Raw genomic sequence first — 23,810 nt, 5'->3', positions numbered from 1 at the left:
TCCTATTTTTTATAATAAATCACGGGGACTCCTTCAAACGCCAGTCCTTCCTTCCTGCACAACTCGTAAAAATCGCCGTTCCTGTTATTGTTCTGCCATTCAAAATAGATTTGATACAATTTCATGTAATACTCAAACTCTTCCACAAGCTGCGGATCTACTGTTTTTTCTGAAAGGATTTTCTTTGCTACACCTACAATATTTTCAAATTCCTCTTTTGTAATGCGGATGCTCTCCGGAAAATGATGCTGCCCCCACCATAAGGAATCAAGCTGCTCCCTGAAATAGAGCTGAACCGTCTGCGGATCACATTTTTCATGCATGTATGCACGCTCCAGGATGGGATAAAAATCATGTTCCAGCTTTGGATCGTGGGGATTGTAAATGTTTCCAAAAATCTGGTATGCCCACCGCATCTGCGGCATCTGATTCTTCTCACATTCACGGCTTAAATAATCGTCAAGCAGCTTTGTTAATTGAAATGGCAGGTGGCGTCTGGGAAACGCATCCCCCGGAAATTTCATCTCGTCCAGGTATTCTCTGCAAAACTGAAACAAAACAGCTTCTGCATCCGCATCCGGCACATTTTCTTTAAAAGATTTTGTAAATGAGAACAGAAAGCTGTTTGCCTGCTTTTTCAGTCCCTTTTTACGCAGATCCCAATATTTCTGTATCTCTGTGATAAACTGCTCATAATCCATGTCCTAACTCCTTTGGAAGATTCTTTCCGAACAATTCCCGGATCGGAAATTCCGGAACTAATTTGTTTGTCGTCCGCAGGAAAAAATCTATTTGCGGTTTTCCTGGAATGATCAGTGGCATGCCGAAGTTCTCCAATCTGTTAACAGGAATAATCCTGCTCTAATTCCTCCTGTGTGGGGAATCTTGCTTCATCCTCGTCAAGAAAGTCACCAGTACAGGCAAAACGGAGAAAATCATGAAAGTCCTTACAGATATAAAGTTCCCGTGTTTCCATATACTTCCTTACTTCCGATTTGCTGTTCCATTTTACCCCGGCGCCCATCATGTCATATACGCCCTCTTCATGTATCGTGACAACGCCGCCGTTTACCACATCCAGATACACCAGATATCCGTAAACCTTTCCAAGCCCGATAAATCCTGCCTCCAAAAAGCAAGGGCAATCATCCTGTGTTTTCTGTTCTTGCTGGAGGTTCTTCAAAAATTCTGTTCCGCTGTTTCCCTGAATATTATGCCACTCGAACTCAACCGTTGGGCCAATGTCAAATTCGGGCCGGGGAACATAGCCATTTTTCTCCCGTGAAAAGGTTTTGCTCCATGAACAGGCAAAGGAATCTCCGCAAAAAGAAACAAGTACAGTAATGTCACCTGGCATTTTATAGCTTAACAAAAATTCACGGTAGAGCGCTGGCAGCTTATATCCAAGTCCTTTCTCAATCTCTGATAAATCACTCTCCGTAAGGACAGATTCTTTTAATGGTTCTTCCCATAATTGCGGTTCACGTTTTCTCAATGTCTCCAAATACTTTTTTGCTGCTGTCATAAAAGCCTCCTTTGATAAATCATAGTTACCAACTATCCCAGTAACTGGGGTTTATTGGATCAAATTCATCCTCCCAATAGCGGTATAAGTCATATATTCGGTTCTTGTCACGGTCTTTTCCGGATTTTATCATACACACAAATACAGTCTGGCTGGGAGGAAAATACTTTAGCTTGCTTTTCAACTTCATTATCACAGGTTTATTGACAAAGAGTTCCCGCTTCGGCCTCGCAAAATGCCCCCAATACAGATTGGGATAATTCTTTATGACTGTTTCCCCAAGATAGATAGAAATATCCAGCGCAAGGGATAATGTTTCATCTGTATATTTCATGGTTATTTTTCGGACATTTTCCTCCATCCACTTCGGATATCTTGAAACATTGTACTCAATTTCTTTCCTCGTCTGGGGAATCTGTTTGATTTTTGTTTCATACCAATCCCATAACGGAATCAACGATTCCGGCGAATAATCAAAAGGCTGGCTTTCCGGACGTTCCTCTTTCATATATTCCCAGAGCATAGTGATACGGTTAGGGATTTCATTCTTAAACCACAAAAAATATTCCTTAGCTCGTTTGGGTGTCAGCTCAAAAAATGCGTAATTATCAAAAAACTGTTGCGCTGCAATTTTATTATGGTTAGCAAAATCGAAAGGCGCAATCATTAAGGAATAGCTCATGGACAATCCGCCTCCTTTTCTAAATGTTCTTATTTTCTCCGCCAGACTCCAAACAGGCTTTTCTTGTAATGTTTCAGCGCCTCGATTGCCGGCCCGTAATTTCCTGCCGCCTTCAGATACTCAACACCTTTTTCTATATCCTCCCGTACGCCGATTCCCTCAGCATACATCATTCCCAGACCATAGCTTTTGTAGGGTGAATCCCGACTTTTCTCCAAAAATGCTTTTCCCCGCGCCGGGTTCTGCTGGCAGCCGCGCCCCAGCAGATAGCAGATTCCCAGCAGATCATATTTGATACCTTCCGGCTCCTTATCTCTCTCCAGCCATTGAACCGCCTGCGCATAGTCCACAGCCGTACCCCAGCCGTTGAAATACAAACGTCCCAACTGTCGGCAGGCATAGCTGTCGTTACCATAGCTGGCAGTCTTTTTGTAGCACTCCAGGGCATAGGGCAAACTGCGCTCCACCACCCTGCCGTTCCAGTAAATATCCCCTATGATATGCCAACTCCAGAGATGTCCTGCCTCTGCCGCTTTCAGCGCCCAGGGAAGAGCGTCTTTATCGTTATCCTCTGTATAGGCCAGATAATGGGCGTAGGCATACATACACTCCGGGTAGCCCCTTTCTGCGCCCTGGCGTGTGATAGAAACTGCCTTTTCTGGCTCCGGCGGAATGTATTCTCCCCGGCCATACTGATAATAGTGGCAGTAATTCCGCCCCGCCAGAATCATGCCTCCGGAAAATGACTTTTCAAACCAGGGCAGGCACTGTTTTATCTGCTGCTGTTTCCATGCATTCCAGGCTCCCTTATTTGCGAAGTCACTTTCCTTATGATCTTCAATCTCTATAATGTCCAGATAATAATAGGTGTTCCCAATCATGTACTGGCAGAATGCGCATCCGTTCTCGGCTTTTTCATAGATTACATCCCATGCTTCTTTTATACTGTCAAAGGGCATAATCTCCTTAAACTCCGGTGTCAGCAAATCCATACGCAGCGCCCCCAGAACCGCAGCGGCGCTGCCCAGGGAGATGGCCTGATGGAGCATGGCATAGGCCGCCGCCTCGTTTTCTTCAAAGGGGTGGTATTCCCAGCTGTAACATGGGCCGGAAAAGCAGCGGGAGAGGAAATAGCAGGCGTCCCCATCCCCGTCCTTTGCCGCAGACAATAATGCGTCCGCCGCCGCTTTTGCCTTGTCGTTATTACAGCAATAATAGAGGTCTTCAATGGCCTTATCCACCACATCGCTAAAATACTTACCCATGTTTCTTTTTTCCCTTTCTGTTTGCTTTTTCTATCTGGTCAGTAATATCAGCCCAACCGCTCATTTCTTCAAAAATACCAGACTTCAAATAGTTGACCAGCCAGAATTTCACCTGCGTCACGGTTCCTTCTTTCGCCAGAAACCTGGTATTCCCTTTTCCTGTGTTATTGGTGCACCAGATCACCATCAGGTCATTCTGAACGCCGGGAAAGAAATCAAGCGCCTGTGTTCCCCATTCCAGAAATACCTTTGTGTATTTCCCCTCATGGATGCCGTCAATGGCCAGTTCCACATCCCTGGCGGAGAAAAAGGTGTGTTCATCATGCCAGCTCTCCCCAAAAATCACCAGAAGCTGACGCCAGTTCCGCATTTGGCCTTTCTGTTCCCTTTGAAGCTGCTGCCAGAAAGATTTTATGTGTTCCTCCGTCTGCCGGGTATCGGCTTCGCTTTTCCCCGCCCTAATCTCTTCTGTATTTCTCAAAGAGTCCGGTTTGTTAAAATCAGCAACCGGTTCTGCTGCCTCATCTGTATCTTCCAGGCTGTCCTCTGTTTCGCCTGGACAGATACTGTTTTCCTCCCATTCGGCGTCCTCTTCCCCGCTGCTTTCCTCTTCCTCGTCATATCCATTCTCTATTTTTTTCCACCCCGAAAGATCAGCGCCGCCAGCCAGGAGTTTTTCAAACCAGTCTTTCGCCTCGTCAAACCCTGTGCTTTTATAGTACGATTCATATCCGCCTTTCGATTCGTCCAAAAATACTGTTAATCTAAAAAGTTGGTGATACATGCAGAAAATCTGGCTTATATTCCCTGTCTCTTGTACAGCAAAAGGCGGCAGAATCTGAAGTTTGAAAACGCCCCCTTTATCACTTCTCATCAGGCTTTCCATCTGTTTTTGTAAAGCCTCCGCCGTAACATTGGATGTCCTGTTTCCGGATATGTCCGTAAGGATAAACTGGCTGGCCGGCGCCTGCTTATGTCTTTGATCCGGCCCCACCAGATCACGTACCCCGTCCCATATCCCCAGCAGGCCAAAGCCCGCCATGCCAAGCCCGATCAGGAGCCGGACAATGCCGATCACTTCCTTCATTTCAGCAAGCCCGATCACTATCAGACCAAAACCCAGAAATACAGCATAGCCTCCCAATATAAGAGGTGTCAGCCGCAGCCGTTTTCCTGTTCTGTTATTTTTTCTCATCATCTGCCCCCTGACGGCTTGTTTCTAAAAGCCCACATGAAAGGCCAGGCCAGTCTGTTCCTGAACCCTTTCAAGCAAGCCTCTCCCTGCGGCCGTCTTTGTCAGCAGCATAAAACAGACTGGCTCTATACCCAAAACCAGCAAGGCTTCCTGATTTTTGTGGACATATGCCATCTGCAAAGGGAAATCGCCCAGATCTATCAGTTCCGAATGATCCGAGAGGGGGATAAAATCATCCTTTATCCGATCTGCTATGTTTTGGAAATATTCCTTTGAAAACTTTGCAGGGAAAAAGTCACTGAACAGGCAGGTTGGTTCATGAGTATGTTCGTCCCGCGTCATTTCTTCCCATTCCTGAATCGCATGGATTACCAGAAATAATCCATATCCGTCCAGGCTGCGGTTAAATCGGAGGCCCCAGTCCTGCTTACGGATGTTCAAAGGAGCATGGATGAAAGGGATATTCCGCTTTTTCCAATAACTCTGATAAGCCGCCACAGCCTTTCGCTTTCCATCATCGTCCCCCGCTTCGCAGGCGGTTTCCAGCTCGTCCTCATATTCCCAGGCCATTTCTTTGGGGTCATTTTCTTCCCATGTGTATAAGTCGCCGGAAGTTTTTCTCTTTTGTATCCCAATGATATCTCCCTCTCCGGGAGAAAGAAAAAATCCCAGATAGTTTCCCTCACAGTGGAGAAGTTCCAATGGGCGCAGATAACCGCTGGTGACTAACAGGTCTGCCATGTGCCGGTAAATGTCCCGGATAGGAACGGGGAGCTTTACATGGAGCCGCTTTTCTGTCGCCAGGATTTCATCCTCCGAATAGCATTTCCATTTTTTCAAACCGTCCATATACTTCGGGCTGATGAACTGCCGGAGTATCTTTAATTCTTTTTCAATCGCGTACATAGTTTCACCTTTAAAACAGGCCCGCCGCCTGCATCTCCTTTTCTTTTTCTTCCGTCCGTTCCCGGCCCTGCCCATTCCAGGACCAAAACAGCATCCCGGTTTTTTCTTCCACCTGTTCTGCAAAGGAATAGGGAACAGGCTCCTTAGTGATCATCCCATATTTTTCTTGGGCGCTAAAGGACAGGATCAGCAGGGTTTTCTCCGGATCCGTATAAGCATAGACGATATAATCTTCCGGCCCCATATTCTTTCCGTACAGCTCTACGCGAATAAGCTCAGACTTTAACGAAATGGGAATCAGCCATTCCTCCATCCTTTTACGGACTTTCCGTATTTCTTCTGCAGGTCTTGGCAAAAGGCAGCCGATGTAAAAAGGAGACATTTCCTCTGTCATCCGGGTTTTGTGCAGCTTCCACCAGTCCCACAAAACCTTATCCAGCACATGTTGGATAATAAAAATATCCCAATAAAAGCAGGCTTTCGAGAAATACTGATTGTATGCGCTTTTTCTTACCACCTCTGATTTCGGTTTTTCATCCTTCTCTTCGCCATAACTGTTGACTCCGCTTCGCTGCCAGTTATACACCGAGAGATAGGGGTCTTTTCCGTAGATTCCCCAGCCCCGATTGGTTCTCTCCATGGCTGTCACCAACAGATACTTACCGCTCCAATGGAGCTCCTCTGGGCGGCAGAACCAGGTATCTTTCTTATCGCACATATAGTCGCCCAGTACCAGGTAAAGTTCCCGGAGAGGCTGCGGCAGCTTAAAGTTCAGCCGCTTTTCTACTACGTCTATTTCTTCCTCAGTGTAGATCTTGCCTGCCTCCAGTTTGGGCTGCCAGCAAAACTCCCTGATCAGTTCCAGTTCCTCACGGATTGAGTACAACGGGCGTACTTCAAATTTAGGTTTTTCTTTTTTTAAAAACATAAACAAGTTCTCCTTCACCTGCTTTTGATACCATGAATCAAATTTCTAACAGCTTTGCAGCATATTCTTTCGGAAGAATCGTATACCGGCGGTATTCTTCCCGCAGAGCCGGATACTGCTCCGGCACAGCAGACAATGCGGCTTTCAGCCCGTTTTGAATGCGCTCTATAACCTGCCGGAACAGCGGTGTCTGGGAAACCTGCTCCCATGCGTTCATCACGTCTACTGCTTTATTGGATTGGAGTGGCGTACCAGTAAGCTCAATGCTGGCATCCGCTAACATATTCAGCATTTCATCCATTTCAGAAAAATCTATTTCCTGTTCATATTCCTCAAATTCTTCAAAATCCAGCCGTCCGCCGCAGGTGGCGGCCACTTCCATCAAAAGAGTAGAAAGCCATGTGAGTATCTGCCATTCACAGGTTTTTCCCCAGGGGATATCTACGAAGTTCCTGGAAAATTCTGCCTGTGCCTCGGTTATTTCTTCCCCCACATTATAATCAAGGGTAGCGGCATAAAGGTTATTGGCAAAGTCCTGAAAATCAGAGACTGCTTTCTTTCCCTCCAGATAGTCCCAAAGTGGATCAATCGCCTTTTGAAGAATAGTCGGAAGCGTCCTGCCCTGATTCGCCAGGCCCTGGCGAAGTGTGTGCATATATGGTTCCAGAATTAAAAGATTTCCCAAAAGCCGGGAATGGCTGTTGCTGTCCGCAAAAGCATCGTGGGCTATATCCTGAAAGTCCATCATCCAGTTAGCCGCCTTTGGCCCGTTCAGTGATGAAAACTCTGTATCAAGAGTGTATTTCATAAATTCCCTCCCTTTATTTTTCTAAACCAGAGGTTGTGTTCCCTCTGAAACCAGATATCCTTCCCGACGCATTTCCTCCGGGGATAGGAAATCACTTTTCCGCCAGTAGCTTCCTGTTTCAACATAACATTGGTTTTGATATTTATATATTATTTCGTTTGCCTGGCTTGCACTGATTTGTACCTGCCTTGCCTCCTCTGGAGTAATGTTAATCTCAACAAGCCAGGATACTATTTCTCCAGCCATATAACGGATATAATAATTATTCTCCCTTTTATGCAACGACAGGCCGTACCCTTCAAATATTTTCATGCCGTTTCCTTTCCACACACGATATCCTTAAAAACCATCTATGCTGTATACAGGTTCTCTCTTTTTAACACAGCAAATATCTTTTTCCGCATATCTTTACTTATCTTTTCAATGGCCGCTATATACCCGTCTTTATCCTGCTCCAGCCATGTACAGACAAAGCTCCGGTAAAACTCCTTTTCCACTTTCGTTTTTCCCGGCCCTGCATAGACTGCAGAATACATCTGTATAATATCTTCTTCTGATAACTGATATGTCTGGACTGTATGCGCAAGAAAAGAGTGTGCGTAAGCGGCTCCCAGCTCGCGCAACATCTCCCTCACTGGCCCCCGTACCATATCCACATATCCCTTTTTTATCCCATAAGCCACGAGCCTTTCTGTAAACGTGCATACCTTTGATAAATAACAGAGTTCCACATTTTTTCTGTACGGAAATCCCATGATGTATTTATTCGCAGGCATTCTTTCCGGCATTACGTCTGTTTCTCCTGAAAGCCAGGACCGGAACGCCTGCTCTTCTACAGCACTGCTGTTTATAAATTCCATCTGGCAAGTCCAGGCTGCTGCCTCCTCTTTTGCAATATCGATGCCTTTTCCTTCCGAATTCAAGAAGATCAGAATATACCCTTTTCCTACATGGTTTGAATCCCGGAATACTTTCCTGGCCGTTTCTTCGTTCTGGAGAACAAGGGCTTTAAAATCCTGTTCTTCTTTTTTACTCAGGCCCATGCCGCTGGCCTGTATATATTCTTTGATTCCTTTTTCTGTTTCCCGCTTTTCTTTCCATGCCCCGTCCATATGGTTCTTCCCTTTCAGTGCAGTTTCCCGGCCAGTTCTTCCAGATCCGCTTTTGTCATAGGCGGGATCAGGATATGGTCCGCATCGAACTGCCGGACACCATCATGCTTTCTCATTTCCTCAATAAAACTCCCATAAGGGAACATCCCCTCCAGCGCACGCTTCTCACTGTAAAGTACAAACTGGACGAACCCTTCTGTTATTTTCAGTTTACTCAGATTCAGGAACCCGTCAACACGGACAGGAAAAACACTCTCACATTCTTCTGTCAAGACATAAAAGGCTCCTATCTCTTTTGTACCGTTTTTCTGCAGAAGCCTCGGCTTTGCGTAATAGACATCCAATGCCTGAATATCATGCAGCGTCTGCTCGAAGTCTGAAAGATCTGTACATGCCTCCCATGCGGCTACCTTGTCCACTGTCAGCGTATAAGGCCACCTGGCCAGCGTAAGGATATGGCTCCCAAATTCTTTATTCCCGCAAAACTGGTTCAGTGACTTCCGATTGAACATGACAAAATTCTCAATCCCCTGCTCCAGTTCCCTGATGCTGAAAGCCCTATCTTCCTCCACACAGTACATTTCCACTCTACCCAGACGCCTTTCCATCTCACCTGCAAGCCTGGTAAAATCCATAATCTCTGCCTTGGTGGTAGGGATATTATAGCTTATCTCATAATATCCTTCCCTGGCCTTGCCGCCATTAAAAAAGATCCCCCGTCCTATACGCTCAGGATTATAAAAAACAGCGGTTCCCTGGCTCTGCTCATTTTCCTGAAGGATATAAAAATCATTATTGGAACCATAGCAAAAGCCGCAGGCGTGAGCCAGCGATGGGATATCAAGTATCGTCTTTCCGAATAGTTTCTTCTGTCTGATCTGCAAAGTAAATGCCATAGCAAAATCTCCCTCGTCTATTTATGCAAACAAACATATTTGAATCAAAAATCTAACAGCTATGCAGCATATTCGTTATGTTGCTTAAAAATATAAAAAGCCGTAAATAAATATAGCTGAAACAATCACTTGTGCCACTGTCAAAAGACCTATCTTCCATGTTTCAGGAACATACCCCAATACAATCCTATTCCAAACTGAAACTGCAACAAAATATATGGTAAAACAAACAACCATACCGATACCTGCTTTTAATACGCCATATTGCGCTATCTTACGCAAAAGGCACTGATAGCCAAAGAATACGAACAAAACCGGTGAAATTGCATGGCAGATGCCAAAAACAATGCTAAGGATTTTATATCCTGTATTTTCTATCAAACTACATATTACTATAAAACCATAAAAAAGTTGAAAAAGTGTAAAGGCAATTCCGAGTATAATTGCAATCCAATGCAGCATAGATGTATTCCTCCTTGTGTTGTGTGAAAAATTACTTACTCTTGCTCCCACTTCCATTTAACCGCATACCCAACCATCTTTTAACAAGTCTTCATCATAGGGCGCGCTGATTGTATGAATCCTTCCTGAATGGATATTATGAATGATACATTCCGCCCATTCACCTTCCTTTATTTCAGAGAATAAGCCTTTACCCTTTTCCCACTTCTTTCTATCCCTATACATAGCCATTATCTCACGTTGTTCAAAAGTATGGTCATTCATTGGGATTGCAATAATGTCTCCAATTCTAATTGTTTCTCCTTTTTCAGCGAGAATACATACTTGAACTTCATTCTCATCATAAGCTGATGTACTTGCCATTTGAAAAATCATTATATGCACCTCAATTTCCGATTTATATTTAACTATATTTATTTGCTCTCATTCTTGCTGCTTTTTCCAAAATCCTCTCCAAATACCTCATGGAAAATATCCTTAGCGGCATTTTTATCAAAATTGAAAGCGCCAGGACTTTGGGCGGGAAATCCTTTTTTCTTAAGCATGTCTACAAATTCATTGTAGCCTGCCATGCGGGGCGTAACAGCAATCTTCCTTGTTTTCTTTTCATCCTGAAAGTAAAAATACCATGCAGCAGGAGAGGAGGGATAAACTATATTCGTCTTTGAATTTTGAAGTTCTTCCCATCGAAACTCCCGCCGGTCTTTACGGGACAATGCAAAAATGATTTTTTCATCATCGTAGAAGAATCCCCAGTTGCCCATATAGATCATGCGCCAGATCGTATGTATGGCAATACTGCCAAGTAAAATGCCCATAGCAGAAAATACCACCGGAGGCTGTCCGCCATTGAGCAATTCACGGAAAGCGAAAAATGCTGCGATTGCACACACAATGGCTGCCAAAACCGTAATGATACGGTCAGATGTACGAGGTATACATTTTTTCATCGTCAAATACTCCTTGTGGTGCTCTTGATGTTTATGCTTATTTCTGGCTCTTTCGTGTTATTGAAACATAATCGACCGGTTTTCTTGAATTGCCAAATCGCATAATCCAATTAACCTGTCGATTAGAAACTCACAATCAGAATCAATAAAGCATTCAAACAAATTTTCAGGTTTTATTCCATAAAATTTAAAAATATCCTGCTTTAATTCGATTATTGATAAATCAGGTGGTTCATTCATAAATACTTGTTTAATTTCCTGTAATTCCATTTTTAACTGGACGCACTCATCAACATTCCAACTGCCATCGCAATCTGAATGATTTAGTAAAGTTGTCATTGGTAATGTAAATTTGCTCTTGCGCTTAAGAATTTTGGAGCCTAAACCTTTATTTGTATATTTGGAAATTAAATTCCTAAATTCCTCAAAATATCTATATAGTCCAACTTCTACTCCACAAATATCTTCTCCATCTTCATCAAATATACATAAATATAGCCCCATTCCAGTTAATCCCTCCTAATTACCTTTACATATTTATGTTCATTCAAAAAGTCTTTTAACTCCAGACTTAATTTGCATTTCCGAGGAACAATCAGCCGAAGAATCGCTTTTTGCTGTTCCGCCTCCTCAGCAAGATTATATATTTGATATGTTAAGTGCAGTGCTAAACATGACTTTCCAAGTATCCAGCCATTCCCACTTTTCTTTTGATCTGGAAGACTTCTCCTTCTTGTTTGCCAGCGAGTATATTGATTTTTCATTCTTCATATATTCCTTTTAATCGAGATTTATATTCTGATTATTCTCATTTACATTACACCATGAGATAAAACTTCAAACTCAAACTCATCCTCCAGAGAAGCAATTTCCGTAACCAGATCGAGGCTCATATAATCTTCTTCCTGGCCGCTTTCCATTCCGGTCAGCCCAACCTGGATAAAAATGTTATAATACTTTGTGATCTCATCGCTGTCCAAGGGGAGATAGCTTTCCTGTCGTTCATTACCTTTATAGCTTACATTTCTATATTGTCCGTTTTTAATGTGGTAAGGACGGTAATTTTTGTCCCGGTAAGTGAAACCGTAACTCTCATACACAACATAATAATTCCCCGTAAAATAACGGATATCGGGGAAACAGCCAACCTCCGAGGAAAGGTCTTCACTGGTTTCATCAAGATAATTCCTGAAAATAATCTCTTCAATCTGCCCCAGCATTTCCTTTCGCCTCCCTGCAAGGAGCTGATATGCCTCCTGTGGAAAATCCTCATCTATGGAAATCCGGGGCTTTATCTTCAATTCAAAATTCGCATAGTCATTATCAACATTTCCTTTTTCAAAGACAATCAAGTTTGGTCTTTTTACTTCCTTTTTCTTTTTGAACTTATCAAAAATTCCCATCATTCATCCTCCCTGTCTTTTAATATGGTGATTATTGGGGCAGATAGCCAGAGCCGCCGCAGGTCTTACAGATCTTTCCCACATCTACCTTCAGCAACGGAAGTTTTTTAAGGAGCAGCCCCTTTCCCTGGCAGTCCGGACACACAACACAGTCACCTTCGGGCTTCGGCTGTACGGAATTGGGGTAAGTCTCCCGGTATTTCTGATACTGTTCTAATACCTTTTCCGCATCCCGCTTAAATTCTTCCTGCGTCTTTGCGCCGATTCGGTGCAGCACTCCCGTCAGTTCCAGCGTTTTTTCAAAATCCTTATAACCTCTTGAAAGCCGGTTCAAAGGAATCTTTCTCTGCTTCTTCTTTCCCTGGATATAAAAAATATAACCACCGCCCGCTCGCTCGGCCTGCACATGGATCCCCGGTATTTCCTCCCACCGGAACCGGTATTCTTCCTTGCGGGAATAGTGGAAAACAGCCTTTTCCATATCATATTCCGTCCAGACCAGACCCAAATAAAACATACGGTAAATGGCATAACCCAAAAGATCAACACACATGACTAAACCAGCCAGAAATATCAGCCGTTCCTTATGTTGTGTCTGTGGATAGATAAATGCAAAATAGAAGGCAATACCCGTCAGTGGAACAAACAAAACCGCAAAGACCAGAAATGTGACAATTTTTGAAAACAGTCCTATTGTGCATTTTTTCATATTTGTCACAGCTCCATATCCTTTATGCATGTATAATAATCACCAGTGTCAACGCCATGATACTGGCCTTGCGGACCATATCTTAGGATTAAGATTTCAAGATACAGGTCAGTCATTATCCCAGGACGCACTAAATCCGGTAATTTCAAAAAACGGCATATAAAAATGGAAGTGTCCGTCATGGGTGTCAATGTTCCAGCCTCCTTTGAGGCCAATCACCGGTCCCCGGTACATCCAGCCGGTTTCGTCCTCCACTCCAACAGGGTAGCCGTCCCGCAGATGATACCATACCGGCAGGGTGATCGTCTCGTTATTGGCCCAGTCCATCTCCTTTTCCTCCCAAAAGCTGTAGGAAAATTCGTAGGAATGTCCATCTGCGCCGGTGACAGTAAAATGCTCCGCCGTTCCTTTCACATCAAAATCCAGACGGACCAGCAGCGTATAAAGGCCGCCATAGCTGATAACGCCGCTTTCCAGGCCGATGCCGGTAAACAGCTCCGGCGGCAAAACTACCTCCCCTTGTCGGACTCTGGGCTTCGGACTCCAAGGCCAGGCGTTGACTGCGTATTCTTCCAACTCTGTCTGGGAAAATTCATCACAGGGCAGCTGGTAAAAGGCGTAATATTTCTTTACGGAATCCTCCAGGGCTTCCTGAACCGCCTCCGGTTCATCCTGCGGCCCATGGACAACCATCTCCTCAAAGTTGTGGAACTGGGGAGAGTAGGTCCGCCAGGGCAGTTCCGGCTGGAACTTAAATTGTCCCTTTGGCATCAACTGTGCCAGAGGCTTGCCCTCTATCCAATCGTAAAAAGCGGACAACTGTTCTAAAGCCGGGGTGACATCAGCGATAGAAGTATATTTGGTATCCAGAATTTCGTCATACAATTCCCAGGCGTCTAAGCTGCCTCCCTCGTTCTGATATTGCTCCAGATAATATGCTGGGATCACCTCTGCTTCATCAGAAACCAGCCGGGAATAGAGCATTGGCACCGGATCGCCCCCGCCCTGTCCTACCCAGACCTGGAAAACCGCATCCGGCAATCCATCAAACCAACATTCCCAGGTCTGAAGCCCTTCTTGCCGGATATTGATCGTTTCATCCGGGTATCTTCCTGTCAGGTATTCCTCTACATCAGCTCTGGTATAGGGACCCCGGTATTCATAACAGCCCGCAAGCGACAGAGCCAGCAGGCAGGCCATCCCAACAGCAAATATTTTCTTAACCATTTGTTACTATTTTTGTTACCTCCCGACTGTTTGAAATATAGGCATTTACGTTCCAGACAAATTGATGGAACACCGCCTATATTCAAAACAAAAAGGCGCTCCCCGCCACGCAGTTCCCTGCGGGCATAAGAGCGCCACTGTTGACGGTATAAAATTGAGCATAACAAATATGCGGGGCTATATAGTTATAGCACCGCTCCGCTTGCTTGCTTGCTTGCTTGCTTGCTTGCTTGCTTGCTTGCTTGCTTGCTTGCTTGCTTGCTTGCTTGCTTAAGAATGACACAAGATATCATATTTGTCAAGCTCCTTTTCTAAAAAATATATTGTAATTATAGCAGAAATCTGCTGTTCTCGCAAGAGGGAGGGATTTTCCGATTTGTAAAGCATTAAAACGATATACCGTCCATCTTATGATGATTTCATGCCGAATGGATACAAGAAACAGTAAGATAAATGCTGGTTTCAAAGAAGATCGGGGATTTCATCCTTTGCCGGCTCTTCCAGATAACCTTTTACAGTATCAAACATTTTCCTTGTTTCTGGCTGCATCAACTTCTCAGATTCCCTCTGTAACAGATACCAGCTGCGGAGATATTCCAAAACCGTTACCTGCAGCAGATTCTTAACTTCCTGATCTTCACTTGTGGCCATGTCCTCTAAAAAAACAAAAACTTTTTTTATCTTGACGTTATCCTGGCGCTCGCTCACCAGCAGACGGCCAATATAATCACAGAAGCATCGGTCAAAATAAATCGTCTGCCCCCTGGTTTCCTGATCCTGAAATGTATCCTGAATCCATGCCAGTTCTTCTGCATAACGCCTGCTGATCTCTGGAAATTCCTTTAATAACTCATTCACTATTTCAGAATAAGAGTACATATCCTTTACCTCTTCATTTTGTTCCAACGTTCCGGACAGGATAAAGGTTTAAGCTGTCCGAACAAAATCCGATTAGCGTGTCTACATCTCTGGCTGTTGCATTCTTTCCAGACCTGCTGTCACTTCCTCCAATTCTCCAGCTGTAAGAAAAGTTTCACTTATGCTTATGTTTTCTAATTTATGCCTGGAGTTTTCCGTTTCATAAGTCAATTTACTTGCTAAAATCCTTATATTTATTTCATCGCGGACTGCAAAAACAAAACAGTTACAGTCTGATATTGCAGCTGGGGTTATATTAAAACAATCATTATTATCATTTTGAGTGTCTTCTGGGAAAGTAATATCGTAAATTTCCGCAAAAGCCTGTTGTGGAGGCAAGACATATAACCGCTTGTCTGTTGTAACGTTCCTTAACTTCTGTCTCAGGTATTCAATCTCACATCGGAGAGTAGCTGTTACAATCTCTTTTGGATAGATGTCACCATTTATGCAGATAAGCAGAACTCCATTCCCAAAAGTATCATCAAGATTCCATTCATTTATAACCCCGCTCAAAACAGCAAATTTATAAGGATTTCCTGATATCATAGCCACCTCCGCCCAAAATGTTTATAAAATCCCGGATCACATTTTTATCCCATAAAACGCAAAATACTCTTTTAGCTTATCAAGATTTTCCAGATAAGAATCAATTTTTGCCAGTGTATTAAATTCTCTGTCATACAAAACAATCCAGCCCAAACTTTTTGAAACGGAGGACACTTCCTTTACTGAAAACTCCTTAGTCCGCCCGAACCGAGAAACCACCCGAACCTGTTCTCCGTCTATTTCCACTTGGCACACCGTCCCAGTCCGTAAACAGACAATACCTATCCCCATTGTGACCAGCCCAACAATAATTAACGCCGACCGTTCTGCTATGGTCACAGTAGAAAAGATGACTGCAAGGAAAGGAGCCAGTCCAATCAATAAAAGGAACCATCCCATTCCCGCAAATCCAATTCGGGCAGAGCGTTTCAAACGGAGAGTGAATTGCTGTTGAGGAATGGAAGATTTCACTGGTTTTGGCTCAGGGCTGTCCTCAGCCGGGGAACGCCATCCGGCAGGCGCATTGACTATGAAGACTTTCTTTTGGAGCAGCCAGAGGAACATCAAGTCCGCGTGTTCCATGCTGCTCGCAAACTTAGCCAGCACTTGATAGTCCTTGCCATAGAGTACATTACAGCCATTCCCCGGCCCCAGCACCACACCGGCGATATCACGGACGGAAAACATACGGTCTTTCCGGAGCCGCCTCCTCCACCGGAGGCTGCTGCCTTCCACGATGAGCCGGGTTCCCGATGCAAAGCGGCTGTGTAAGGCAAAGTACGCTGGCGGATTGACAGCAGGAAGTTTTTCCGGGAGCAGATTGTAGGAATACCCATTTCCACCTGCGTATGCGACATGCCAGGGGCCTCTTTTCCAGTCCGCATAAGCCAGCAGGCTTTTTCTGGTAAAGAAAAAGCCGATCATCCCCAGACCTGCACACAAGAGCAGCAACTCCCAGATCTTCCCCCACAGCCTGCCCCAATCCGCCGCGGTGAATGGATCCGGAGAAACGAAAACAGGCAGAAGAGCCAGCAGCACTCCCCAGAGGACGCTGGCCGATACCGTACAGACTCCCACGGTGACATAGGCGGCAGTTTTAGAACGCCACCCATGGAACAGACGGTAGAACCACCCGATCACCAGCCCCGCAAAAAGCTGGAGCATGATACCGGAACTTTCCATCTGGCACAGGGAGCATAACAGCATCACCAGGATGCAGACAATCATCCCGATGACACTTCCTAAAATGCCCCACAGGATGCTTCCCTGTAATTCAGGACTGATTTCATTGTGAGATGTATTGTAATCATTTGACATATAACAGCCCCCTTAGTTATCCTGCCAGTACACGATGAAAATACCTGCGTTGTCTCGTCCCCAGGTACAATATTCTTTGTATGCTTCGTCCTCATATTCTGGATCTTCCCCAGGGTACAGCGCGGGAAAAACAGAAATGCTGGAAACGCCGACATCTGCCGGGTCTCTGCTTTCCAGAACCTCCCGGATATCGCAGCGGTACAGCCCATTGTCTGTATGCAGATAGAAGAACATTTCCCGTGTGGTAGCCTTTGCCCCATCTAACATTTCTATATTCTCCGTCCAGGTGTAATGCTCCCAGGAAGCCATGCGTTCACGCAGAAACTCCGCCAGCTCCTGCGCTTTTTCCGGCATGTCCTCCGCAGTTCCCTTAGCCGACAGAGAAAAGCACTCACAGAGGCCGTCTGTGTCACCCGCCTGTGCAAGCTCTACCAGCCTTTTCATGGTATACGGCCCTCCTATGGCTCCCTGCGGCTGATCCTCCATCCGGTATACAATGTAAATGCCCACTGGCTTTTTAGGCGCATATTCCCAGGATAACTCATTGGGATAAACCGTTATATCAGAAAAGCCCACTAAATTTGGTTCTACCGTGTCTTTCAGCACCTCGCCAATGTCGCACCGATAGATTCCACTGTCTGTGCTGAATGTATAGAATGAGGCCCGTGTCATAGTGGCAACACCGCTATGCCGATCCCCCTTGCCGGTTCCCGACAAAAAATCCCAGGCGGTTACATTTTCTTCTGCAAAGCGAATAAACTCTTGAATCTGCCCGTAAAGTCCCTCTGTATTTTCCCGTACAGCCAGAGAAAAAACCTCATAAATGGTATCAGCATCCTCCGCCTCTACCAGCTTCATTAACGCCTCCATTGTGTTTCTCGGAACATTGAACGGCTTGTATTCCCCATCCACAAGCAGCTCCGTGTGTTCGGATGCTAAAAGGTTTCCGATGAGGTTGCCATGGCAGCCACAGAGCAGCACACAAAGAGACAGTGGGATGATCATTCTAAATCGTTTGGTATTCATCAGAGTTCCTCCACGGTTGTTTGTCTTTGTTTCAAGATTCCTTTGACAGATGTGAAAGGCGCAGGCCGTCAAAAGGCTTCCCAAGGGAAAAGTCCTTTTGGGTTAAAAGAAACCGGACGGCCTCATCTGCCGGGAGCGGCACACCCCATTTTTCCATCATTTCCTCCGCCTCATCTATGAAATGGAGCGAATCAGGATTATGGGCAACCGTGTCAGGCGACCATTCACAGACCATTGTATAAGCATTCTCCATTAAAGCATTCACAAGAATCATTTTTGTGCCGAATCGTGTATAGAGGTCCCGGATTTCTCTTATATCATCAGAAAATGGCGGGGCGGTTGTCAGTATCCGGTCGGACAGCAGCTCCCCCACGGAATCCAACCAGGTTCCAATCCAGTCACCCTCTGAACGGCTCGTGACAGACCACAATTCCCGCAATATCCGTTCCCAGGCGGAAAAATCCTGTCCATAAAACAACAGGGCTTCTTCCAGGCAGAGTATGAGATAAGAAACCCTGCCACGCCCGGAAACCTTATAAAAACGGTGGGAAAGAATCCGCTGCTCTTCCTGCCGCACCTCTTTGGGCTGTAAGAACTTTATCAACCGATAAATCAGATAAAGAAAAACAGCAGCTCCAGAAAATGTAGCGGCAATTACAATCCCGCCGAAAAAGCCGCTCTCAATAAGCTGCCCGATCTTATCCATGTTGTCCGGCCTCCTTCTTTGTGATTTCCGTTTCTGCTACCGAAAGGGCTTTCTGCACCTCCAGGTTCTTGATTTTGGGCAGAGTGCTTTTCAGAAGTTCAAGGCATTCCCAATCCCGTCCCATTTCTTTCAACAAATAGATCTTATGTACCGTGATATAATCGTTCAAGGGAATGCCACCATATACAAGCATGATGCCCGTATCGTTTTGTATCTTTGCCTCGCATTGTTCCATCTCTTTCAGATACTCCTCCGCGCTGCCCCCGGACTTCCAGGCTGAATAGGCTGCGTTCCACCGGACCACCACCCGCCTCTGGCGCAGATAGATATAGACGAGGTTTATCAGAAACCATGCAGCACAGACCGCTCCCATAAAGCCCAAAGTGAACGGCCAGTTTAATGTCACGCCAACCCATCCGAGCCACAGCATCTCCGCCAGTGAAGCAAAGAAAAAGAAAAAGGTCTTATGCTGCCTTTTCAAGTTGAACCGGTTGATCTTCATAAGAAAGAACATCAGCGTCACAAAAGCCATATCTATCAAAAAAGGCAGATACCTCTGGTCTTTCTCCGGATCAAACGCCAATCCCAAAGAAATCATCATAACGCAGATCAAAAAAATCCCGATCATATCCCTTTTGTTTTTCAACTGTTCTCACCTCTCACATCCGCTTTTTTACTATACCGTATTCTATCACAATTCAGGGCATGTTTCCAGCTGGCATAAACAATCCCTGTTTACATGCGTGCCTTGATATTCTTTACAGCATTCCCGTTTCTGTTTTTGACAGAATGATTAACTTCTATCACAAAATACCGATATAACAAATAAGACTAAAAATTTCCCAAAAGGCCGGCAGTGCCATGTTTTCTATATTAACAGACATCAGACAGAAGGTTATTCTATGACAATCACGCAGATCGTACAAAATCAGCAGCATCAACGGATTAGTGAAATTTCTCAAAAAACACAGGGCAAAGCTCATGTCAATCCCTACAGCACACCCGGCATGAGTCTGAACAATGCAGGTGATTACCGGAAAATCGTTCCCGTGGACAATGATGTGGCACAGCAAGTCAGGCAGATGGCTTTCGACCACATGAAAAATGGTTACGGGGTAAGCGATGGCGAGGACATCAGCCAGGTCATCCGGGACTACACCATGTCTCTGGCGCCGGAACAACGGCTCAGTGCATCCTGGACACTGAATGAGCTGTTTCACAGCGAGGCTGCCCGTCTGGGCGAATACGTCCACCAACAGGACCCGGACTGGGACTGGGGAAAACCTTTTGACACCAGCATTTTGGACGGTTATCAGCAGGGCGTGGATATACTGATATAACTTCTTTGGAACAAAATATCTGAATGGGGCGCAGCATTCTTGGTGCTGCCCCTTTTTATTTTAAGCTAACGCTGCACTAAAAAAGGATAAAGCCCCTGTTATGACAGGCCATATCCTTTTCTGCTCTTTTTAAATGAACCATTACTGATCCATTCCATGTTTCTATTACTGGTTAGCAGCCTTGACCATACACTCATTTTTTCCATATTCATACATCTTCATGGCGAGTATTCTGGCGATCTTTTCCATGCTGTTTAAAATAGTTTCCACATCTTCATTCTCATCTTCCCCAAAACGCTCGCAAAGATTCCGTTCTGCCCGATAGATGCCTTCATACAGAAGGCAGCACTCTTTTCCCTCGGCAAATTCATCCTCAATGGCACACGGTTCCAGCAGCGAAAGTAATCCTTCTGTCAAAAATCCATTCATCTTATCAAAAATTTGTTCCTTCAACATATTACATCCTCCTTTTGTCTCACTTTTACAACCGATTTTAATATGGAATTCAACTAAAATCAATAGTGGCGGTGCAAAAAGTGAGACAAACTTCTCGACACTTTTCGACAGACGGAGGGATACTATGCCAAAACCAACAGGATCATCAGGAGAAAAGAATCTGGTCAGCAGCCGGCTCATTGAACTCCGCAGACAGCAGGGACTCTCTCAGAGGGATCTTGCCCATAAGCTGCAGCTTGCCGGTTATGACATGGACAAAAATGTAATTACACGTATTGAAACCAACAAACGGTATGTAACAGATATTGAACTTCGGGCCTTATCACAGGTGCTGGGCGTCAGCTATGCTTATCTGATTGATGGGGCAGAAAAATAGAAACAGGATGCCACTGCCTGTCTATAGATGGTATCCTGTTCCTTATGCCGTTTTTAGTTTAATCCCCTTTTTTCCATAGGCATTTCTCAATGTATATCCATCTTCTCCGCCCATTTCAGCCCTTCATTTTCCTTCAGAAGCCCCATGTGGTACAGTGCCTGCACGCAGTCCGCATAGCCCTGAATGTAGGCACGCTTCTCCTGGGCAGACGCAAAATCTTCCAGGCGCTCTTTCATTTCCTCTGCCTTCTCCTGCTCTTCTGCAGGCAGGGTTTCCAGAAACACTTCCCACTCCTGCTCCGTTTCCTTCCATGCCTCCAGAGCCGCTTCAAATTCCGGGGTAAGCACATAGCTTTCACGCTTTACATTCTCCCCGTTCAAAGTTCCTAAAAACTGGGCAATTTTCATCCATACATCATTTAACATTTCACTTCTCCTTTTTCTGTTATATTTTCCACATTTCCTTATATTTTTACCCTTACTGCTCATTATACATATCATAGGAGAGTTTTATCAACTATAACCGCTTAATTATTTATGCCATAGCAGATAAAATTAGTCCATAGCAAGCAAGGAGGCAAGGGAATGGATGACTTATTAAGGCAGATCGGCAACCGCATATTGGGCCGCAGGAAACAGCTCCGCATGACACAGGAGGAACTGGCAGAAAAAGCAGGCATCACCCCGCAGACTGTTTCCTCGGCAGAACTCGGCAAAAAAGCGCTCCGCCCGGAAAATATTATCCGGGTATGTTCCGCCCTTGACATCAGCACCGACTACCTGCTCCTTGGTGAAACAAATGCCAGTGACCACTCCATACTGCTCACCAAAATTTCAGACCTTCCTCCCATACAATACCGCCATCTGGAGGATATTATCAACAGTTTTATCCTGGCACTGGAAGAAAGGGAAGCACAGAGCGGAAAATGACCTCCCTGTGCTTTTTAGCTGCTCCGAAACGCCGACATGGTATCTGCAATCAGCGCAAAGGTTGCCTGATCCATTTCTTTCTGAGGTTCTTCTTTCTCTGTTCTCCTTTTTGGTTCTATGGTTCCCCGTTCCTCCATATGCTCCCTGCCTGCATCTGACCTGGAGCTGTTCTGCCTTATATCTCCTTTCCCTGCCAGAATCTCCGCAACGATTTCTTCGATTGCCGCCCTGTCTATGGTCTGGGGAATGGCAATATCCGGTGTTTCCGGGCAGTTGATATAGTGGAGGACCGCATTCACAAGAAACTGCGCCTTGCTGCGCGGCCCCTGTTTTTCCAGCAGACGTATCACGGCGTCATGGGCCGGATCATTTTCATTAAATTTGATACTGAACCGCTCCCGGTCTTTCTTTCCACCCATAAGCTCACCTGCCTGCCGTTTCCATCTTATAGAGAAATTCATACCCCTTTGCATTGGCATTGATATCCTCCACAAATAAAGCATTTCCCACCTTCCCGGAAGCTTCAATCTGCCGGCGCAGAAGGATGGCGCCGCCGCCCACAAATACCACCATGCCGGACATCAGATCCAGCATGCGCTCCCGCAGGCTGTTTGCCAGATCATTTACAAAATCCTGCGCCAGCTTTTCCACAAGGGAGGAAACTTTCGGGGCATAGGTGCTCTCACCGTCCTTTAAGATACCGTCAATATCCGTTTCTTCCAGCAGGATGTCAAATTCTGAGTTTGCTTTCGTCCGAATCCGGTTATAGAGCAGGATCACTCCGTTTTCCAGGGAATCGCAGATACTCAGATCCGCCCGTCCGGAACGCATCATCAGGTAATCTGCCGTAAACCCGCCGATATCTACGATAAGCACCCTCGGCTTGTCCAGCAGCCTGTCCATCATGGTCACGGCCGCCGCAAAAGCCTGGGGATAGCAGCGCACATCCTCAATATAGATGGTATACGGGTTGTCACGGTACTGGAAGTTTACAATGCCCCTGTTGGAAAAATACCGTATAAAGGACTGGTTCTGCGCCCCGTAATGTGCTGGCGGAAGCCCCACTGCAAGAGAGACATGCACCACTTCTTCCCCATACCTCTCCTTTAAATGGAGTTCCTCCGCAATTCCGAACAGGGTAAGGATAAAAAAGCGGTCGTCCTCTGTCTTATCCCTCTTATAAGGAATCCTCTGGTTTGACAGCGTGTAAAACTTCCCCTGGTATTCCAGGATGTCGCTGCCGAATGGTCTGGTAATGCTCTCCATTAGCCCAGACACAAAGGGCCTGCTGTGGATCGTCTTCATCTGTTTATTCCCGTGGTCGATTGCAATTAACATAGTTTTTCATCTCCTTTTTTTCTTTATACTTATTACTTACGCATTAGATACGCATTTCCCAACAAAAATAAAAAAACAGGACCGGCAGCATTATTTCTGCCGTATCCTGTTTTTTACACCTTAACTTGTCCTGTCCATCCGGTCAGGTATGTATCCCATAGTACGCCTTTTCCAGATTCTCCCGGCCGTGGAGGATAACACCTCCGCAGATACCGTTCCCATAGGGCGTCTGTTCCTGGAAGAAAAAGCTGTACGGTTCAAAATCATCATACACCGTGATCTGCCTGCTGCCTTTCCATCTCAGGAAATGGTCTGCCAGGAACTTCCCCAGTTTTTTCCGCAATGCCTTTGTCTCCGCCACTGCTTTCAGGTTTCTTCTGCTCTGGAACTCAATCTTTGGCCTGCCGTTTTCCTCTAAGGACAGCATCTTTATCTGCATGCTATTCTCCCGGCTCTGCGTTATGGAAGCTTTAAATTTCTCATAGGAAAGCCGTACTGTTTCCGTCCTGCCGGACACCTTCCCTCCCCCTGCGTCACTGAGCCAGGTAAATTCTATTTCCAGAATCTCCGCCTGCTCGAAAGACTTCCGTAATGACACTTTTGCAAAGGAGCGGATATCAGATACCGTCATATATCTTCTTTCTTCCAGTTCCAGCAATTCTTTCTCCGTAAGGACAAAGCCCTGGGGAGAGTGGCAATCTTTAGAGAACGTCCGCAGGGTAATGCAGTCCTCGGATGCGGATAGTTTTATCATCGTCCTGTTATTCATCTTATAGCCTCCTTCCAA

At 45.4% G+C, this 23,810-nt stretch carries 33 protein-coding genes; 3 read left to right on the top strand and 30 right to left on the bottom strand.

What is annotated here, in order from left to right:
- Positions 1-2: 2 nt before the first annotated feature.
- The 25 genes from NFS31_RS11560 to NFS31_RS11440 all read right to left on the bottom strand — a co-directional run bounded on the left by NFS31_RS11560 (position 3) and on the right by NFS31_RS11440 (position 19,230).
- Positions 3-701: a hypothetical protein gene (locus tag NFS31_RS11560; RefSeq protein WP_251495077.1), complete on the bottom strand. Its 699-nt coding sequence runs from the start codon at positions 699-701 to the stop codon at positions 3-5.
- A gap of 140 nt (positions 702-841) precedes the next feature.
- A complete protein-coding gene (locus NFS31_RS11555) occupies positions 842-1,525 on the bottom strand; it encodes an SMI1/KNR4 family protein (RefSeq protein ID WP_251495074.1) in 684 nt (227 codons plus the stop codon).
- Between the two features lie 25 nt (positions 1,526-1,550).
- Positions 1,551-2,207, bottom strand: a complete 657-nt coding sequence (locus NFS31_RS11550; RefSeq protein ID WP_251495071.1) for a hypothetical protein — start codon at positions 2,205-2,207, stop codon at positions 1,551-1,553.
- Positions 2,208-2,236: 29 nt separating this feature from the next.
- Positions 2,237-3,472 carry a tetratricopeptide repeat protein gene (locus tag NFS31_RS11545; protein WP_251495068.1) on the bottom strand — a complete coding sequence of 412 codons (1,236 nt, stop codon included), beginning with the start codon at positions 3,470-3,472 and terminating at the stop codon, positions 2,237-2,239.
- Positions 3,465-4,670 (bottom strand): MraY family glycosyltransferase, encoded by a 1,206-nt coding sequence (locus NFS31_RS11540; RefSeq protein ID WP_251495065.1) that lies wholly within the window; start codon positions 4,668-4,670, stop codon positions 3,465-3,467. The genes NFS31_RS11545 and NFS31_RS11540 overlap by 8 nt, the downstream gene beginning before the upstream one ends.
- Positions 4,671-4,691: 21 nt before the next feature.
- Positions 4,692-5,573: a hypothetical protein gene (locus tag NFS31_RS11535; protein ID WP_251495063.1), complete on the bottom strand. Its 882-nt coding sequence runs from the start codon at positions 5,571-5,573 to the stop codon at positions 4,692-4,694.
- A gap of 10 nt (positions 5,574-5,583) precedes the next feature.
- Positions 5,584-6,501, bottom strand: coding sequence for an SMI1/KNR4 family protein (locus NFS31_RS11530; RefSeq protein ID WP_251495061.1), 918 nt, complete (start codon positions 6,499-6,501; stop codon positions 5,584-5,586).
- A gap of 37 nt (positions 6,502-6,538) precedes the next feature.
- Positions 6,539-7,309 (bottom strand): hypothetical protein, encoded by a 771-nt coding sequence (locus NFS31_RS11525; RefSeq protein ID WP_251495059.1) that lies wholly within the window; start codon positions 7,307-7,309, stop codon positions 6,539-6,541.
- A 21-nt stretch (positions 7,310-7,330) separates the two neighbouring features.
- Positions 7,331-7,621, bottom strand: coding sequence for a hypothetical protein (locus NFS31_RS11520; protein ID WP_251495057.1), 291 nt, complete (start codon positions 7,619-7,621; stop codon positions 7,331-7,333).
- Between the two features lie 38 nt (positions 7,622-7,659).
- Positions 7,660-8,421, bottom strand: a complete 762-nt coding sequence (locus NFS31_RS11515) for a hypothetical protein (protein WP_251495056.1) — start codon at positions 8,419-8,421, stop codon at positions 7,660-7,662.
- A 14-nt stretch (positions 8,422-8,435) separates the two neighbouring features.
- Positions 8,436-9,317, bottom strand: a complete 882-nt coding sequence (locus NFS31_RS11510; protein WP_251495055.1) for a DUF4299 family protein — start codon at positions 9,315-9,317, stop codon at positions 8,436-8,438.
- 84 nt (positions 9,318-9,401) lie between these two features.
- Positions 9,402-9,779 carry a hypothetical protein gene (locus NFS31_RS11505; protein WP_251495053.1) on the bottom strand — a complete coding sequence of 126 codons (378 nt, stop codon included), beginning with the start codon at positions 9,777-9,779 and terminating at the stop codon, positions 9,402-9,404.
- Positions 9,780-9,836: 57 nt separating this feature from the next.
- Positions 9,837-10,154, bottom strand: a complete 318-nt coding sequence (locus NFS31_RS11500; protein WP_251495051.1) for a hypothetical protein — start codon at positions 10,152-10,154, stop codon at positions 9,837-9,839.
- Positions 10,155-10,192: 38 nt separating this feature from the next.
- The gene (locus tag NFS31_RS11495; protein WP_251495048.1) at positions 10,193-10,729 is read right to left on the bottom strand and encodes a hypothetical protein; all 537 of its coding nucleotides are present in this window, start codon (positions 10,727-10,729) and stop codon (positions 10,193-10,195) included.
- A gap of 57 nt (positions 10,730-10,786) precedes the next feature.
- Positions 10,787-11,233 carry an Imm70 family immunity protein gene (locus NFS31_RS11490; RefSeq protein WP_251495045.1) on the bottom strand — a complete coding sequence of 149 codons (447 nt, stop codon included), beginning with the start codon at positions 11,231-11,233 and terminating at the stop codon, positions 10,787-10,789.
- A gap of 5 nt (positions 11,234-11,238) precedes the next feature.
- Positions 11,239-11,493: a hypothetical protein gene (locus NFS31_RS11485; protein ID WP_251495043.1), complete on the bottom strand. Its 255-nt coding sequence runs from the start codon at positions 11,491-11,493 to the stop codon at positions 11,239-11,241.
- 48 nt (positions 11,494-11,541) lie between these two features.
- The gene (locus tag NFS31_RS11480) at positions 11,542-12,135 is read right to left on the bottom strand and encodes a hypothetical protein (protein WP_251495040.1); all 594 of its coding nucleotides are present in this window, start codon (positions 12,133-12,135) and stop codon (positions 11,542-11,544) included.
- A gap of 28 nt (positions 12,136-12,163) precedes the next feature.
- Positions 12,164-12,841 carry a hypothetical protein gene (locus NFS31_RS11475; protein WP_251495038.1) on the bottom strand — a complete coding sequence of 226 codons (678 nt, stop codon included), beginning with the start codon at positions 12,839-12,841 and terminating at the stop codon, positions 12,164-12,166.
- Between the two features lie 108 nt (positions 12,842-12,949).
- Positions 12,950-14,068 (bottom strand): hypothetical protein, encoded by a 1,119-nt coding sequence (locus NFS31_RS11470; RefSeq protein ID WP_251495035.1) that lies wholly within the window; start codon positions 14,066-14,068, stop codon positions 12,950-12,952.
- Positions 14,069-14,530: 462 nt separating this feature from the next.
- Positions 14,531-14,947 (bottom strand): DUF7674 family protein, encoded by a 417-nt coding sequence (locus NFS31_RS11465; RefSeq protein WP_251495033.1) that lies wholly within the window; start codon positions 14,945-14,947, stop codon positions 14,531-14,533.
- Positions 14,948-15,028: 81 nt separating this feature from the next.
- Positions 15,029-15,535 carry an immunity 42 family protein gene (locus NFS31_RS11460; RefSeq protein WP_251495030.1) on the bottom strand — a complete coding sequence of 169 codons (507 nt, stop codon included), beginning with the start codon at positions 15,533-15,535 and terminating at the stop codon, positions 15,029-15,031.
- A gap of 36 nt (positions 15,536-15,571) precedes the next feature.
- On the bottom strand, positions 15,572-16,852 hold the full coding sequence (locus NFS31_RS11455) for a hypothetical protein (RefSeq protein ID WP_251495027.1): 1,281 nt from the start codon (positions 16,850-16,852) through the stop codon (positions 15,572-15,574).
- Between the two features lie 12 nt (positions 16,853-16,864).
- A complete protein-coding gene (locus NFS31_RS11450) occupies positions 16,865-17,878 on the bottom strand; it encodes a DUF5104 domain-containing protein (protein ID WP_251495024.1) in 1,014 nt (337 codons plus the stop codon).
- A 31-nt stretch (positions 17,879-17,909) separates the two neighbouring features.
- Positions 17,910-18,584, bottom strand: a complete 675-nt coding sequence (locus NFS31_RS11445) for a hypothetical protein (protein WP_251495021.1) — start codon at positions 18,582-18,584, stop codon at positions 17,910-17,912.
- Positions 18,577-19,230 carry a hypothetical protein gene (locus NFS31_RS11440; RefSeq protein WP_251495020.1) on the bottom strand — a complete coding sequence of 218 codons (654 nt, stop codon included), beginning with the start codon at positions 19,228-19,230 and terminating at the stop codon, positions 18,577-18,579. The genes NFS31_RS11445 and NFS31_RS11440 overlap by 8 nt, the downstream gene beginning before the upstream one ends.
- Positions 19,231-19,486: 256 nt before the next feature.
- On the opposite strand from NFS31_RS11440, the gene NFS31_RS11435 reads away from it, so the two are divergent.
- Positions 19,487-19,924 (top strand): DUF3879 family protein, encoded by a 438-nt coding sequence (locus NFS31_RS11435; RefSeq protein WP_251495017.1) that lies wholly within the window; start codon positions 19,487-19,489, stop codon positions 19,922-19,924.
- Between the two features lie 165 nt (positions 19,925-20,089).
- Here the strand turns inward: NFS31_RS11435 and NFS31_RS11430 are convergent, their stop codons facing one another.
- Complete coding sequence (locus NFS31_RS11430) at positions 20,090-20,380, bottom strand: hypothetical protein (RefSeq protein ID WP_251495014.1); 291 nt, start codon at positions 20,378-20,380, stop codon at positions 20,090-20,092.
- Positions 20,381-20,504: 124 nt separating this feature from the next.
- Between NFS31_RS11430 and NFS31_RS11425 the strand changes: the two genes are divergently transcribed.
- Positions 20,505-20,756 (top strand): helix-turn-helix domain-containing protein, encoded by a 252-nt coding sequence (locus NFS31_RS11425; protein ID WP_251495012.1) that lies wholly within the window; start codon positions 20,505-20,507, stop codon positions 20,754-20,756.
- A gap of 86 nt (positions 20,757-20,842) precedes the next feature.
- Here NFS31_RS11425 and NFS31_RS11420 read toward each other — a convergent pair whose 3' ends face one another.
- Positions 20,843-21,181 (bottom strand): hypothetical protein, encoded by a 339-nt coding sequence (locus NFS31_RS11420; protein WP_251495009.1) that lies wholly within the window; start codon positions 21,179-21,181, stop codon positions 20,843-20,845.
- 159 nt (positions 21,182-21,340) lie between these two features.
- Between NFS31_RS11420 and NFS31_RS11415 the strand changes: the two genes are divergently transcribed.
- Positions 21,341-21,685, top strand: coding sequence for a helix-turn-helix domain-containing protein (locus NFS31_RS11415; protein WP_251495006.1), 345 nt, complete (start codon positions 21,341-21,343; stop codon positions 21,683-21,685).
- 14 nt (positions 21,686-21,699) lie between these two features.
- Here the strand turns inward: NFS31_RS11415 and NFS31_RS11410 are convergent, their stop codons facing one another.
- The 3 genes from NFS31_RS11410 to NFS31_RS11400 all read right to left on the bottom strand — a co-directional run bounded on the left by NFS31_RS11410 (position 21,700) and on the right by NFS31_RS11400 (position 23,792).
- Entirely contained in the window at positions 21,700-22,104 is a 405-nt protein-coding gene (locus tag NFS31_RS11410) for a hypothetical protein (RefSeq protein ID WP_251495004.1), read from the bottom strand.
- A 4-nt stretch (positions 22,105-22,108) separates the two neighbouring features.
- Positions 22,109-23,023: a ParM/StbA family protein gene (locus NFS31_RS11405; RefSeq protein WP_251495001.1), complete on the bottom strand. Its 915-nt coding sequence runs from the start codon at positions 23,021-23,023 to the stop codon at positions 22,109-22,111.
- A gap of 142 nt (positions 23,024-23,165) precedes the next feature.
- Positions 23,166-23,792 (bottom strand): hypothetical protein, encoded by a 627-nt coding sequence (locus NFS31_RS11400; protein WP_251495000.1) that lies wholly within the window; start codon positions 23,790-23,792, stop codon positions 23,166-23,168.
- Positions 23,793-23,810 lie beyond the last annotated feature (18 nt).

It is taken from the genome of Otoolea muris (assembly GCF_943193115.1).
GTDB lineage: Bacteria > Bacillota > Clostridia > Lachnospirales > Lachnospiraceae > Otoolea > Otoolea muris.
The sequence above is the reverse complement of the archived record's forward strand: the minus strand, read 5'-3'. Positions and strand labels throughout refer to the sequence as shown.

Excerpts from the sequence above, each read along its gene's own strand:
- NFS31_RS11555 (WP_251495074.1), bottom strand. The coding sequence starts at position 1,525 with ATGACAGCAGCAAAAAAGTATTTGGAGACATTGAGAAAACGTGAACCG.
- NFS31_RS11485 (WP_251495043.1), bottom strand. The coding sequence starts at position 11,493 with ATGAAAAATCAATATACTCGCTGGCAAACAAGAAGGAGAAGTCTTCCA.
- NFS31_RS11430 (WP_251495014.1), bottom strand. The coding sequence starts at position 20,380 with ATGTTGAAGGAACAAATTTTTGATAAGATGAATGGATTTTTGACAGAA.
- NFS31_RS11460 (WP_251495030.1), bottom strand. The coding sequence starts at position 15,535 with ATGATATCAGGAAATCCTTATAAATTTGCTGTTTTGAGCGGGGTTATA.
- NFS31_RS11560 (WP_251495077.1), bottom strand. The coding sequence starts at position 701 with ATGGATTATGAGCAGTTTATCACAGAGATACAGAAATATTGGGATCTG.
- NFS31_RS11515 (WP_251495056.1), bottom strand. The coding sequence starts at position 8,421 with ATGGACGGGGCATGGAAAGAAAAGCGGGAAACAGAAAAAGGAATCAAA.
- NFS31_RS11410 (WP_251495004.1), bottom strand. The coding sequence starts at position 22,104 with ATGGGTGGAAAGAAAGACCGGGAGCGGTTCAGTATCAAATTTAATGAA.
- NFS31_RS11510 (WP_251495055.1), bottom strand. The coding sequence starts at position 9,317 with ATGGCATTTACTTTGCAGATCAGACAGAAGAAACTATTCGGAAAGACG.
- NFS31_RS11540 (WP_251495065.1), bottom strand. The coding sequence starts at position 4,670 with ATGATGAGAAAAAATAACAGAACAGGAAAACGGCTGCGGCTGACACCT.
- NFS31_RS11455 (WP_251495027.1), bottom strand. The coding sequence starts at position 16,852 with ATGTCAAATGATTACAATACATCTCACAATGAAATCAGTCCTGAATTA.
- NFS31_RS11490 (WP_251495045.1), bottom strand. The coding sequence starts at position 11,233 with ATGGGGCTATATTTATGTATATTTGATGAAGATGGAGAAGATATTTGT.
- NFS31_RS11435 (WP_251495017.1), top strand. The coding sequence starts at position 19,487 with ATGACAATCACGCAGATCGTACAAAATCAGCAGCATCAACGGATTAGT.
- NFS31_RS11535 (WP_251495063.1), bottom strand. The coding sequence starts at position 5,573 with ATGTACGCGATTGAAAAAGAATTAAAGATACTCCGGCAGTTCATCAGC.
- NFS31_RS11415 (WP_251495006.1), top strand. The coding sequence starts at position 21,341 with ATGGATGACTTATTAAGGCAGATCGGCAACCGCATATTGGGCCGCAGG.
- NFS31_RS11465 (WP_251495033.1), bottom strand. The coding sequence starts at position 14,947 with ATGTACTCTTATTCTGAAATAGTGAATGAGTTATTAAAGGAATTTCCA.
- NFS31_RS11405 (WP_251495001.1), bottom strand. The coding sequence starts at position 23,023 with ATGTTAATTGCAATCGACCACGGGAATAAACAGATGAAGACGATCCAC.
- NFS31_RS11425 (WP_251495012.1), top strand. The coding sequence starts at position 20,505 with ATGCCAAAACCAACAGGATCATCAGGAGAAAAGAATCTGGTCAGCAGC.
- NFS31_RS11470 (WP_251495035.1), bottom strand. The coding sequence starts at position 14,068 with ATGGTTAAGAAAATATTTGCTGTTGGGATGGCCTGCCTGCTGGCTCTG.
- NFS31_RS11495 (WP_251495048.1), bottom strand. The coding sequence starts at position 10,729 with ATGAAAAAATGTATACCTCGTACATCTGACCGTATCATTACGGTTTTG.
- NFS31_RS11420 (WP_251495009.1), bottom strand. The coding sequence starts at position 21,181 with ATGTTAAATGATGTATGGATGAAAATTGCCCAGTTTTTAGGAACTTTG.
- NFS31_RS11525 (WP_251495059.1), bottom strand. The coding sequence starts at position 7,309 with ATGAAATACACTCTTGATACAGAGTTTTCATCACTGAACGGGCCAAAG.
- NFS31_RS11475 (WP_251495038.1), bottom strand. The coding sequence starts at position 12,841 with ATGAAAAAATGCACAATAGGACTGTTTTCAAAAATTGTCACATTTCTG.
- NFS31_RS11400 (WP_251495000.1), bottom strand. The coding sequence starts at position 23,792 with ATGAATAACAGGACGATGATAAAACTATCCGCATCCGAGGACTGCATT.
- NFS31_RS11445 (WP_251495021.1), bottom strand. The coding sequence starts at position 18,584 with ATGGATAAGATCGGGCAGCTTATTGAGAGCGGCTTTTTCGGCGGGATT.
- NFS31_RS11520 (WP_251495057.1), bottom strand. The coding sequence starts at position 7,621 with ATGAAAATATTTGAAGGGTACGGCCTGTCGTTGCATAAAAGGGAGAAT.
- NFS31_RS11550 (WP_251495071.1), bottom strand. The coding sequence starts at position 2,207 with ATGAGCTATTCCTTAATGATTGCGCCTTTCGATTTTGCTAACCATAAT.
- NFS31_RS11530 (WP_251495061.1), bottom strand. The coding sequence starts at position 6,501 with ATGTTTTTAAAAAAAGAAAAACCTAAATTTGAAGTACGCCCGTTGTAC.
- NFS31_RS11480 (WP_251495040.1), bottom strand. The coding sequence starts at position 12,135 with ATGATGGGAATTTTTGATAAGTTCAAAAAGAAAAAGGAAGTAAAAAGA.
- NFS31_RS11500 (WP_251495051.1), bottom strand. The coding sequence starts at position 10,154 with ATGATTTTTCAAATGGCAAGTACATCAGCTTATGATGAGAATGAAGTT.
- NFS31_RS11545 (WP_251495068.1), bottom strand. The coding sequence starts at position 3,472 with ATGGGTAAGTATTTTAGCGATGTGGTGGATAAGGCCATTGAAGACCTC.
- NFS31_RS11505 (WP_251495053.1), bottom strand. The coding sequence starts at position 9,779 with ATGCTGCATTGGATTGCAATTATACTCGGAATTGCCTTTACACTTTTT.
- NFS31_RS11450 (WP_251495024.1), bottom strand. The coding sequence starts at position 17,878 with ATGAATACCAAACGATTTAGAATGATCATCCCACTGTCTCTTTGTGTG.